The 11,076-nt window shown below is 71.3% G+C and carries 11 protein-coding genes; 6 read left to right on the forward strand and 5 right to left on the reverse strand.

Going from position 1 to position 11,076, the window contains the following annotated elements:
* Positions 1 to 11: 11 nt before the first annotated feature.
* The gene (locus tag QNA09_RS08090; RefSeq protein ID WP_010596349.1) at positions 12 to 713 is read right to left on the reverse strand and encodes a TetR family transcriptional regulator; all 702 of its coding nucleotides are present in this window, start codon (positions 711 to 713) and stop codon (positions 12 to 14) included.
* A 95-nt stretch (positions 714 to 808) separates the two neighbouring features.
* On the opposite strand from QNA09_RS08090, the gene QNA09_RS08095 reads away from it, so the two are divergent.
* Genes QNA09_RS08095 through QNA09_RS08105 form a run of 3 tightly spaced genes read left to right on the forward strand, consistent with a single transcriptional unit; the run spans position 809 to position 3,388 of the window.
* Positions 809 to 1,921 carry a ferredoxin reductase gene (locus QNA09_RS08095; RefSeq protein ID WP_203011651.1) on the forward strand — a complete coding sequence of 371 codons (1,113 nt, stop codon included), beginning with the start codon at positions 809 to 811 and terminating at the stop codon, positions 1,919 to 1,921.
* A gap of 26 nt (positions 1,922 to 1,947) precedes the next feature.
* Positions 1,948 to 3,141: an acyl-CoA desaturase gene (locus QNA09_RS08100; RefSeq protein ID WP_203011659.1), complete on the forward strand. Its 1,194-nt coding sequence runs from the start codon at positions 1,948 to 1,950 to the stop codon at positions 3,139 to 3,141.
* Positions 3,142 to 3,154: 13 nt separating this feature from the next.
* A complete protein-coding gene (locus QNA09_RS08105) occupies positions 3,155 to 3,388 on the forward strand; it encodes a hypothetical protein (RefSeq protein ID WP_017681084.1) in 234 nt (77 codons plus the stop codon).
* 43 nt (positions 3,389 to 3,431) lie between these two features.
* Here the strand turns inward: QNA09_RS08105 and gdhA are convergent, their stop codons facing one another.
* Both gdhA and QNA09_RS08115 read right to left on the reverse strand, forming a co-directional pair.
* The gene (gdhA, locus tag QNA09_RS08110; RefSeq protein ID WP_048773892.1) at positions 3,432 to 4,775 is read right to left on the reverse strand and encodes an NADP-specific glutamate dehydrogenase; all 1,344 of its coding nucleotides are present in this window, start codon (positions 4,773 to 4,775) and stop codon (positions 3,432 to 3,434) included.
* Positions 4,776 to 4,912: 137 nt separating this feature from the next.
* The gene (locus tag QNA09_RS08115) at positions 4,913 to 5,596 is read right to left on the reverse strand and encodes a GntR family transcriptional regulator (protein ID WP_064066577.1); all 684 of its coding nucleotides are present in this window, start codon (positions 5,594 to 5,596) and stop codon (positions 4,913 to 4,915) included.
* A 153-nt stretch (positions 5,597 to 5,749) separates the two neighbouring features.
* Between QNA09_RS08115 and QNA09_RS08120 the strand changes: the two genes are divergently transcribed.
* The 3 genes from QNA09_RS08120 (at position 5,750) to QNA09_RS08130 (ending at position 9,757) form a co-directional block, all read left to right on the forward strand.
* The gene (locus QNA09_RS08120; protein ID WP_017681087.1) at positions 5,750 to 5,920 is read left to right on the forward strand and encodes a hypothetical protein; all 171 of its coding nucleotides are present in this window, start codon (positions 5,750 to 5,752) and stop codon (positions 5,918 to 5,920) included.
* Positions 5,917 to 7,308, forward strand: a complete 1,392-nt coding sequence (locus QNA09_RS08125; RefSeq protein WP_203011662.1) for an FAD-binding oxidoreductase — start codon at positions 5,917 to 5,919, stop codon at positions 7,306 to 7,308. The genes QNA09_RS08120 and QNA09_RS08125 overlap by 4 nt, the downstream gene beginning before the upstream one ends.
* A 106-nt stretch (positions 7,309 to 7,414) precedes the next feature.
* Positions 7,415 to 9,757: a heavy metal translocating P-type ATPase gene (locus QNA09_RS08130; protein WP_203011663.1), complete on the forward strand. Its 2,343-nt coding sequence runs from the start codon at positions 7,415 to 7,417 to the stop codon at positions 9,755 to 9,757.
* A gap of 72 nt (positions 9,758 to 9,829) precedes the next feature.
* On the opposite strand, the gene QNA09_RS08135 is transcribed toward QNA09_RS08130, so the two are convergent.
* Entirely contained in the window at positions 9,830 to 10,414 is a 585-nt protein-coding gene (locus QNA09_RS08135; RefSeq protein WP_059174773.1) for a hypothetical protein, read from the reverse strand.
* Positions 10,401 to 10,919, reverse strand: a complete 519-nt coding sequence (locus QNA09_RS08140; protein WP_010596356.1) for a hypothetical protein — start codon at positions 10,917 to 10,919, stop codon at positions 10,401 to 10,403. Before QNA09_RS08140 ends, QNA09_RS08135 begins: the two co-directional genes overlap by 14 nt.
* Between the last annotated feature and the right edge of the window lie 157 nt (positions 10,920 to 11,076).

Genomic DNA, 11,076 nt, shown 5'->3' on the forward strand with positions numbered 1-11,076 from the left:
ACGGGTTGCCGTCAGCGGTGGGTAGGTCTCCAGGCCCCCATGCCGAGAACGATGAGACGCATCTGTTTCTCGGCGCGCGCCAGGACCTCGGCTTCCGCCGGTCCGCCGGGCCGGTCCACGTCGAGCAGTTCGAGCACCACCTCGAGCATGGCGGTCACCAGCAGGTCGGCCGCCATCTCCAGGTCGTCGACCTCCCAGTCCGCCATGCCGGGCATGCGGGAGAGGTCGACGGAGAGTTCGCTGGTGATCAGCCGCAATTCGACGGTGACGGTGCGCGCGACGGCCGGTTGCCCGCCGTGGCGCTCGCGGGCGAGGAACCGGAACGCCTGTTCGTGGGCGCGGACCTGCCGCACCAGGGTCTCGAGCGATGCTCGCGCCGAGGACGGGCCGCGCGCACGCCGGGCCTCGCGCAGCAGCCGGCGGAGCATGCGCATGGTGTCGGCGGCGAGCGCGACGCCGAGTTCTTCCATCGAGTCGAAGTGGCGGTAGAACGCCGTGGGCACGATTCCGGCCCGACGGGCCACCTCGCGCAGGCTCACCGTGGCGAAGCTGCGATCGGCCGAGAGCTCGAGCGCGGCGTCGAGCAGGGCCTGGCGGGTGCGCTCCTTGCGCGCAGCCCGCGTCGCGGGTTCGGGAACGGGGGCTGCGGACACGGGTTCGAGTCTAGGCAGTGCGGTGAACCGGTGGCCGGGGACGGGGGTGACGGCGGCCACATCGACGTTGACAGCGGGCCGGGCGGGCCTGGCACACTGAGTTCAGTGCACGTTTGTACACTGAAATTGGAGACTCGCTCGAGAGGAGCGACGCCATGACACTGCTTCATCGCGCCCGACGCGCCGCGGGGCCGGATATCGGACGAAAAGCCCTGATCAAGGCGCTGAACGTGCTCTCCGCCCCGCATCACCCGGACCGGTACCTCGAACTGGCCGATCCTCTCCTGGCCGTGCAGCGCACCCGGGCCCGGATCACGCACGTTGACCGAACCGTCCCCGGGTCGGTGACGCTCGAGCTGCATCCGGCCCGGCCCCTCGAGTTCCGGGCCGGCCAGCACGTGCAACTCGGCGTGGTGGTGGACGGCGTGCGGCACAGCCGCACCTACTCGCCGGTCGGTTCCCAGCATCGCCCCGACGGGCGCATTCAGCTCACCGTCGGGGTGCGGCCGGACGGTGTCGTCTCACGGCACCTGCACGAGAACGCCGCCGCGGGCGACGTCGTCGACCTCGCGGCCGTCGCCGGCGAGTTCTGCCTGCCGGCGCAGCGGCCGGACCGGCTCGTGCTCGTCAGCGGCGGCAGCGGCATCACTCCGGTGCTGTCGATGCTGCGCACCCTCGCCGACGAGGGCCATTCCGGGACCGTCGCCTTCCTGCACTACGCGCCGACCGCCGCGCACGTGCCGCACCGGGAGGCCATCGAATCCCTGGCCGACGCCCACCCCGGTATCGACGTGACCTTCGGCTACACCCGGGCGGCGGACGGTGCCGTGCGAGGCCACTTCGAGCGGGACCACCTCGAGCAGGTCGCACCCTGGTTCGCCGGCGCGCCCGCCTACGTCTGCGGCCCGGCAGCCCTCGTCGACGGCGTGCGGGCGGTCTACGGTGACGCCGACGCCACGCATCTGCTGCACACCGAGCAGTTCACGCCGCCCGCGGTGGTCCGCGACGACGACGCGAGCGGCACCGTGACCTTCGCCGCCTCCGGGATCCGCGCCGACAACAGCGGCGTCACCGCCCTCGAGCAGGCCGAGGCGGCCGGACTCACCCCGCAGCACGGCTGCCGCATGGGAATCTGCCACTCCTGTACGGTGACCCGGCTGTCCGGCTGCACCCGCGACGTGCGCACCGGCGAGACGGACGACGAGCCCGGCGCCGAGGTGCAGATCTGCGTCAACGTCCCCCTCGGCGACGCGGCCTTCGACCTTTGACCCCATCGAAACACCTGGAGGACAGCATGTTCGGTTTGTCCCTTCCCCTTCCCGCATTCCTGGCCGGCCGTCGCGAACCCGACCCGGCACCGGTCGTGCTGCGCCGCGAGCAGGTCGAGGAGATCGGCCGCGAACTCGACGCGCTGCGCGAACGCACCGTCGCCTCGCTCGGCGCGGCCGACCGTGAGTACATCTATCGCATCGTCGGGACGCAGCGACGCTTCGAGATCGCCGGTCGCGCACTGTTGTTCATGGGCTTCCTGCCGCCGGCCTGGGTGGCGGGCGTGGCGGCGCTGAGTGTGTCGAAGATCCTCGACAACATGGAGATCGGCCACAATGTGATGCACGGCCAGTACGACTGGATGCGGGAACCGGAACTGAACTCCCGCAACTTCGAGTGGGACACCGTATGTCCCGCCGACCAGTGGCGGCACTCGCACAACTTCCTGCACCACACCTACACCAACATCCTCGGCATGGACCGCGACGTCGGCTACGGCATCCTGCGGATGGACCCGGCGCAGCGCTGGCACCCGTACTACCTCGGCAATCCCGTCTACGCGACGGCACTGATGCTGTTGTTCGAGTGGGGCGTGATGCTGCACGACGCCGAGGTCGAGAACGTGGTCGCCGGCAAACGGAGCTGGCGCGACGTGATCCCGCTCGCCAGGGGCTGGTGGCGCAAGGCGCGTGGCCAGGTGGTCAAGGACTATGTCGCCTTCCCGCTGCTGTCCGGGCCGATGTTCGTGCCGACGCTGCTCGGCAACGTCGCCGCGAACCTCGTCCGCAACGTGTGGGCCTTCTCCATCATCTTCTGCGGGCACTTCCCGTCGGGGGTGCAGTCCTTCACCGAGGAGGAGACCGCGCACGAGACCCGCGGCGAATGGTATGTGCGCCAGTTGCTCGGCAGCGCGAACATCACCGGCACGCCGTTGTTCCACATCATGTCCGGCAACCTCTCGCACCAGATCGAGCACCACCTGTTCCCGGACCTGCCGGCGCACCGGTACCCGGAGCTGGCACCCCAGGTGCGGGAGCTGTGCGAACGGCACGGCCTGCCCTACAACACCGGCGGACTGCTCGCCCAGGTCGGTTCGGTGTGGCGCAAGATCGTGAAGCTGGCCCTGCCGCCGAGTTGGGTCACGGAGGAGCCCACGACGTCGGTGCTCATCGAGCGCAGCGTGCCGGTCGCGGGTACCCTCGCCCACGACAGCGCCTGAAGGGGGTACCGCCATGGTGGGTAGGTTCGAACGCAACAAGGACACGTTTCAGGAACTGACCGAATCCGCGGCGACGCACGTCGGCAATATCGCCGGCATCATCACCGGCGCGGTCCGGGAGGTCACCCGCGAAATCGGGGACTGGATCAGCGACGGCATCGAGATGCGCGAAGCCGCCCGCAAGGCCGGCGCCGACGACGAGCGCGGAGCGGGTCCGTCGTCCGAGCCTTCCGGCGGGCAGGTGTAGCACACGGACCGATCCGAGAACGCAGAGACGGCGAGGGTTCGGGTCAGATGACGCCGAGCGCGAACATCGCGTCGGCCACCTTCACGAAGCCGGCGATGTTGGCGCCGTGGACGTAGTCACCGGGCTTGCCGTACTCGGCGGCGGTGTCCACGCAGTTCTGGTGGATGTCGCGCATGATGCCGGCGAGGCGCTCGTCGGTGTAGTCGAAGTGCCACGAGTCGCGGGAGGCGTTCTGCTGCATCTCGAGGGCGGAGGTCGCCACGCCGCCGGCGTTGGCGGCCTTGCCCGGGGCGAACGCGACGCCCGCCTCGCGGAACACCGCGATGCCGCCGGGGGTGGTGGGCATGTTCGCGCCCTCGGCGACGACGCGCACGCCGTTGTTCACCAGGGTCTTCGCGGCGGTCTCGTCCAGCTCGTTCTGGGTGGCGCAGGGGATCGCGACGTCGCACGGCACGTCCCAGATCGAACCACCGGGGAAGTACTGCGCGTCGGGACGCTCGTCGACGTACTCGCTGATGCGGCCGCGACGGACTTCCTTGATCTCCTTGAGCAGCTCGAGGTCGATGCCGTTCTGGTCGACGATGTAGCCGGAGGAGTCGGAGCAGGCGATGGCGATGCCGCCGAGCTGGTGCACCTTCTGGATCGCGTAGATCGCCACGTTGCCCGACCCGGAGACGACGACCTTGCGACCCTCGAGCGAGGAGTTCACGGACTTGGCCATCTCCGCCACGAAGTAGGCGACGCCGTAGCCGGTCGCCTCCTTGCGCACCTGCGAACCGCCCCAGGTCAGACCCTTGCCGGTGAGGACGCCCGACTCGTAGGAGTTGGTCAGGCGCTTGTACTGGCCGAACAGGTAGCCGATCTCGCGTCCGCCGACGCCGATGTCGCCGGCCGGGACGTCGGTGTACTCGCCGACGTGGCGGTGCAGCTCGGTCATGAAGGACTGGCAGAAGCGCATGACCTCCTGCTCCGACCGTCCCTTGGGGTCGAAGTCCGAGCCGCCCTTGCCGCCGCCGATGGGCAGGCCGGTGAGGGCGTTCTTGAAGATCTGCTCGAACCCGAGGAACTTCACGATGCCGAGGTTGACGCTCGGGTGGAAGCGCAGGCCGCCCTTGTACGGACCGAGCACGCTGTTGTACTGCACCCGGAAGCCGCGGTTGACGTGCACGTTGCCCTGGTCGTCGGTCCACGGCACCCGGAAGATGATCTGCCGCTCGGGTTCGGTGAGCCGCTCGATGAGTCCGGATTCGAAGTACCGGGGGTGGCGCTCGAGAACGACGTGCAGGGACTCGAACACCTCGGCGGCTGCCTGATGGAACTCGGGTTCACCGGCGTTGCGCGCCTTCACCTGTTCGTAGATCTCTGCAATGCGGTCCGCGGTCGACACGCTCACCTACCTGACTGTGAGGAGACTGTTACATGGCGTTAACACGTTGATTCTAGGCGCAGCCACGAGAGGTCCCGTAGAGGGGTGGCGAGCACCCACATGCGTGCGGCGTCGGCCCGGCACGGCGGGGGAGGTGGTTACGCAGGCTCCGGGAGGGTGGCTTCCGGACCCGGGCTGCCGCCGAGTGCGGCGACGAGGCGTTCCCGTGCGCGTCCGAGGTGGCGGGTGATCGCCTCGACCGCCGCCTCGCCGTCGCCGGCCAGGACGGCGTCGAGAATCTGCTGGTGTTCGGCGGCGATGCTCGCGGTGGTGAGCAGTTGTTTGCCCTGCACCTGCACCATGCACAACCGGACCTCGGACACGAGCGAACCGAACATGCGGCTGGTGCGCGGGCTGCCCAGCGCGTCCACCAGGGCGGCGTGGAAGCGCATGTCGGGATCGACGACGGTGAGCGGGTCCCCCTCGGTCATGGCGGCGATCTCGGCATTGGCAGCCGACGCCGCCGCCGGCACCGTGCGGGTCTCGGCCAGCGCCCGCAACACCACGGATTCCAGGTGGGCTCGGGTGCGGTAGATGTCGCGCACGTCGTCGGGACCCAGGTGGGGCACGCGGGCGGTCTTGTGGACACTGCGCTGCAGCAGACCCTCGCCCACGAGCTTCTCGATGGCCGCCTTGGCGGTCGGCCTGGCGACCTCGTAGGCGCGCGAGACCTCGGCCTCGGTGAGCGCATCCTCGTGTGTCAGCTCGCCGGCGAAGACCCGTCGGCGGAGTTCGAGGGCGAGGGCGTCGACGATCGACAGGGCTTCGACGCGTCCGGCCAACGCTCCGCTCCTTCCGGCTCTCCGCGCACCCGCACGGACCTGCACGAATCCCTGCATTCTTGCACGACGCCGCACATACATCCTTGACACGCTTGTGTACTTGTCTGACAATTCTTCGCGATCGGCAGCAGGCCTCACGACGAGAGGGCGTTCATGGACCAGCAGACACTCGACCCGACCGGCGGTTCCCTCGCCTGGTCGGCCGTGACCGGCCAGGCCGGGGCCGTCGTCCCGTGCCGCCTGATCGACTGGAGCCTCGGGTCGCTCGGGTTCGCCGTCGCCTACCGGCAGCCCACCCCCGTTCTCGATCGGACGGTCCCGTGAACGCCGGCGCCGTAACTTCTGTCCCCGGCACCGGGCAGGCCGTTGCCGCACTCGTCGCCGCCCTCGGCGACGTCGTCGTCACCGATCCGGACCGGATGCTCGCCTACCGGCGCGACCAGTCGCTGCTCACGCCCGCCGGGACGCCGCTCGCGCTGGTCCGGGCCCGGGACGCCGACGACGTCGTCGCCACCCTGACCGTCGCGCACCGGCACGGCATCCCCGTCGTCACCCGCGGCGCCGGCACCGGCCTCGCGGGCGCGGCCAACGCCCTCGACGGCGGCATCGTGCTCAGTGTCGAGAAGATGAACGCCATCCTCGACATCGACACCGAATCACGCACCGCCACAGTGCAACCCGGCGTGATCAACGGTGATCTTGCCGCCGCGGCCGCTGAGCGGGGGTTGTGGTACGTGCCGGATCCCGGCAGCCGCGCCGTCTCCACCATCGGCGGCAACCTCGCCACCAACGCCGGCGGCACCTGCTGCGCGAAGTACGGCGTCACGGCCGACCATGTCGCCCGCATCAAGGCGGTGCTCGCCGACGGGCAGATCATCCACACCGGCGCCACCACCCGGAAGAACGTGGCGGGACTGAACCTCACGCAACTGCTCGTCGGCTCCGAGGGCACCCTCGCCGTCATCGTCGAGGCCACGGTGCGGCTGCGCGCCGCCGCAACCGCGGCGGCCACGGTGGTCGCGAGCTTCCCGGGCACCGCGCAGGCCGTCGCCGCGGTCCTGGCCATCCGTGAGCAGGCCGAACCGTGCCTCGTCGAACTGATGGACCGGACCACCATCGCCGCCGTCGACGACATGACGCACATGGGGCTCGACCGCACGGCCGGCGCGCTGCTGCTCGTCCAGTGCGACGGGCGCGACGCCGCCGCCGAGGCCCAGGTGTGCGCGCTGGCCTGCACCGCGGCGGGCGCGACGGAGGTGTACGACACCGCCGACCCGGTCGAGGGGGAGGAATTCATGGCCGCGCGGCGGGTGGCGCTCACCGCGCTCGAGCGGTGTGGCAGCACCCTGCTCGACGACCTGGCCGTCCCCGTGCCCCGGCTGCCCGAGATGCTCGCCGCCATCGAGGCGATCGCCGCGCGGCACGACCTGCTCATCGGCACGTTCGGGCACGCGGCGGACGGAAACCTGCACCCCACCATCGTGTTCGACGCCGCCGACGAGGCCGTCGCGCGACGCGCCCGGCAGGCGTTCGACGAGATGGTCGCCGAATGCCTGGCGCTCGGCGGGTCGATCAGCGGTGAGCACGGCATCGGAGTGCTCAAGCAGCTGTACCTCGAAACACAGGTCGGCCCCGTCGAGCGCGCCCTCATGCACCGCGTCAAGGCGGCGTTCGACCCGACCGGGATCCTCAACCCGGGACGCGGGATCTGACGGGACGGCGACCCGGGACCGACTTCCGTCCCTACCGGCCGACGGCTGAGGGTGGCACGGTGAAGGTCGACACAACGGCCCAGGTGCGGAACGGGAGAGTGCGGCAGTGGCGACGCAACCGGAATCCGCGCGGCGGGAGAAGCTTCGCCGTGCCTTCGAACCCACGCTGCTCGCCGTCACCCTCACCGCCCTGACGGCCGGGGGCATCGCGTGGCTTCTCGACGCGCACGCCGTCGCCGACGCGTGCTGGATCGCCGGCACCGTCGTCGCGATCGTCCCCGCCACCTGGTGGGTGATCGATGCGCTGCGGCGCGGACGCGTCGGGGTGGACCTGATCGCGGTGCTGTCCCTGGTCGGCACCCTGCTCGTCGGCGAATACGTCGCCGGGGCGCTCATCGGCGTGATGCTCGCCTCCGGGCAGGCCCTCGACGCGGCCGCGGAACGTCGTGCCACCAAGGACCTGCGTGCCCTGCTCGAGCACGCTCCGCACACCGCCCGTCGCCGCGTCGGCGACGAGGTGGAGGTCGTGCCGCTCGGCGACGTGGTGCCCGGAGACACCCTGGTCGTGGGGCCGGGGGAGGTGGTGCCGGTCGACGGCTGGGTCGCCTCCGAGCTCGCGGTGCTCGACGAGTCGGTCCTCACCGGCGAACCGATGCACGTGCAGCGCCGCACCGGGGAGGCCGTGCGCAGCGGCGTCGTCGCCGCCGGCGGCGCCTTCGAGCTCCACGCCCGCGCCACCGCCGAGGACAGCACCTACGCCGGCATCGTGCGCCTGGCCCGCGAGGCCGCCGCCGAGAGCGCCCCGGTGGTGCGGATCGCGGACCGGGTCGCCGCGTGGTTCCTGCCGCTGTCGCTGACGGCGGCGGGACTCGCGTGGCTGATCAGCGGCTCGGCCACCCGCGCCGTCGCCGTGCTGGTGGTGGCCACCCCGTGCCCACTGCTGCTCGCCGCGCCCGTCGCGATCGTCTCCGGCCTCTCCCGCGCCTCGCGACTGGGGGTGGTGATCCGCAGTGGCGGCGCACTCGAGAACCTCGGGCACGCGACCACCCTCGTGATGGACAAGACGGGCACGCTCACCAGCGGCCGGCCCGCCGGAACCGACATCGTCACCGCGCCCGGCGGCGACGGCACCGAGGTGCTGCGCCTGGCGGCGTCCGCCGACCAGCTCTCCCCGCACGTGCTCGCCGAGGCCATCGTGCAGGAGGCGAAGATGCGAGGGCTCGTCCTGTCGCTGCCCACCGACGTCGCCGAGCAGGCCGGCACCGGCGTGGCCGCGACCGTCGACGGCCGCCGCGTCACCGTCGGCAGCCTGGTCCTGCCCGACGACGCGCCGGGGTGGGCGCGGGCGGTGCTCAGCCGTGCCGCCCTCGACGGCGCCGTCGTCGCCTGGATCACCGTCGACGACGCTCTGGCCGGCGCCCTGCTGCTCGTGGACCCGCTGCGCCGCGACGCCGCGCGCACCCTGCGGCGGCTGCGCGCGGCCGGCCTGGACCGGCTGGTCATGCTCACCGGCGACCGTCGCGAACCGGCCGAGGAGATCGGCTCCGTCCTCGGCCTCGACGGCGTATACGCCGAGCAGACCCCGGCGGACAAGGTCAACGGCGTCCGCGCCGAGCGGGAGGCGGCGGTCACGGTGATGGTCGGCGACGGTGTCAACGACGCCCCGGCCCTCGCCGCGGCGACCGTCGGAGTCGCGATGGGTGCCCGCGGATCCACGGCGAGCTCGGAGGCGGCGGACATCGTGCTCACCACCGACCGGCTCGACCGGCTCGCCGATGCGATGGAGATCGCCCGCCGCTCCCGGCGCATCGCCGTGCAGAGCGCCGTCGTCGGCATGGGCCTGTCGCTGGTCGCCATGGGATTCGCCGCGTTCGGATACCTGCCGCCCGCGGTGGGCGCGTTGCTGCAGGAGGGCATCGACGTCGCGGTCATCCTCAACGCCCTGCGTGCCCTGCGCGGTGACCGGGACCGGGAGCTGGCCCTGCCCGACGACACCGAGGCGATGCTGCACCGGTTCTCGGCCGAACACGATGTGCTGCGGGACGACCTCGCGATCCTGCGCGACACCGCCCAGCTGCTCGCCTCCGGTGATCTGCCGGCTGCTCATGCCGCGCTGCGCCGCACCGATGCGTTCCTGTTCGACACGCTGCTTCCGCACGAACGGGCCGAGGACGCCGAGTTGTACCCGGCGCTCGCGGTCCCGCTCGGCAGCGGAGAGGCGACCGCGACGATGAGCCGGATGCACGCCGAGATCGACCGGCTCAGCCGCCGCCTGCGCACTCACCTGGCGCAGGCCGACTCCGGCGGCGGCCTGAGACCGGACCAGTGCGACGACCTGCTCGCCTGCCTGTACGGGCTGTACGCGCTGCTGCGGTTGCACTTCGTGCAGGAGGAGGAGAACTACTTCGCCCTCGCGCCCGAGGCCGAACGGACGGACGGCTCGGCCTGAGCGGCGCGGGCGGACGGCGGCGGACGCTCGTATCCGGTTCTGCCGACGCGACGTTCGCGGTGGAGCCGTCGGTCAGCGTCGGGCCTCGGCCGCGATCATCGACAGAGTCGGCCGTGCCATGGCCCGCACGAACGGCCCGGCCGCCGTCCAGTAGCGGCGGAAGAGTCTGCGGGCCTTTTCGTCGGTGCCGTGCACCCGGATCTCGGTGAGCAGGACGCAGGTCTGCGCGCCGTACGGCAGAACGGTGAAACTCCATGTGCCGACCCCGCATTCGGGAACCGAGATGCTCGACAGGGGCGTGCCGGGATCCCAGTCGACACGGCCGTACCCCGGCTCCCACCACCGGCCGACGAAGCCGAGCACGAGTTCGCGCCCCGGTTCCTCGGCGACCACCTCGAAGCCGCCCTGCGGACCGATCAGGTCCCCGAGACGGACCGCGCGGCGCGCCCGCACCGTCCGGTGCCGCGGCGCGCGCACGGCGTCGAAGGCCATCCGGGCCAGATTGGGGGCGGCGATCACCGGGGATCGCATGAAGTCGATGCGGCGGATCGCGGCGAACGTGTCCCCGGCGGGGGCGTCGACCACCCGCGCGCGTACGACCCGTTGCTCGAAAACCGGCAGCTGCCGGTCGGTCGCAGTGGAGTCACCGTCCGGCATTGTTGCTCCTCGGGAGCTGCGCCGTCCGATTCGCCGACAGCTGCCGGACCATCACCCAGCGCGCGACGAGGTAGCCGAGGACACCGCCGTAGACGGCCTTCAGTACCAGGAACCATCCCGTCGACAGCCCGGACACACCGAGCAGGTGCAGCACCCAGATCGCGAGCACGGAGACGGCCGCGGCGGCCGCCCCGAGCGACAGACCCAGAGACCAGGTCCCGGACGGCAACCGCGACAGCCACCGACCGGCCTGCGGGGCGTCTGCGGTGGTTGCGTCGAGCCCTCCGCGCAGCGCCCGACGCACCCCGGCGGCGGAGAACCCGGCGACGAGCACGGAGAGGATGATCGCGGTCAGCGCGATGTCGACGACGATCCCGTCCGCGGACCACAGCGGCACGAAGGACGTGCCGCGCTTGCCCGCCCACGCCAGCAGTGGATTGACGACGACGTTCACCAGGCCGGTGACGACGGCCTGCTTCCGGACATACGAGGCAGCAGAATCCACGGCCCATCCTCCCGATCCCGGCCCGCGGGAGCGGGCCCCCTCTCATCGTGAACCGCGGAACCGTGCTCGTTCCAGGGCCGTAGGTCCCCAGCGACGCCGCACGGGCGATGCCGACGCGGCGAAGGCCCGACGTCCTGCCCTCGGTCGCGGGTTAGTC

The sequence above is a fragment of the Rhodococcus sp. AH-ZY2 genome, assembly GCF_030916465.1.
In the GTDB taxonomy this organism is placed as follows: domain Bacteria; phylum Actinomycetota; class Actinomycetes; order Mycobacteriales; family Mycobacteriaceae; genus Rhodococcus; species Rhodococcus ruber.

Coding starts and splice junctions, on each gene's coding strand:
- QNA09_RS08095 (WP_203011651.1), top strand. CDS start 809: ATGACACTGCTTCATCGCGCCCGACGCGCCGCGGGGCCGGATATCGGA.
- QNA09_RS08100 (WP_203011659.1), top strand. CDS start 1,948: ATGTTCGGTTTGTCCCTTCCCCTTCCCGCATTCCTGGCCGGCCGTCGC.
- QNA09_RS08105 (WP_017681084.1), top strand. CDS start 3,155: ATGGTGGGTAGGTTCGAACGCAACAAGGACACGTTTCAGGAACTGACC.
- QNA09_RS08120 (WP_017681087.1), top strand. CDS start 5,750: ATGGACCAGCAGACACTCGACCCGACCGGCGGTTCCCTCGCCTGGTCG.
- QNA09_RS08135 (WP_059174773.1), bottom strand. CDS start 10,414: ATGCCGGACGGTGACTCCACTGCGACCGACCGGCAGCTGCCGGTTTTC.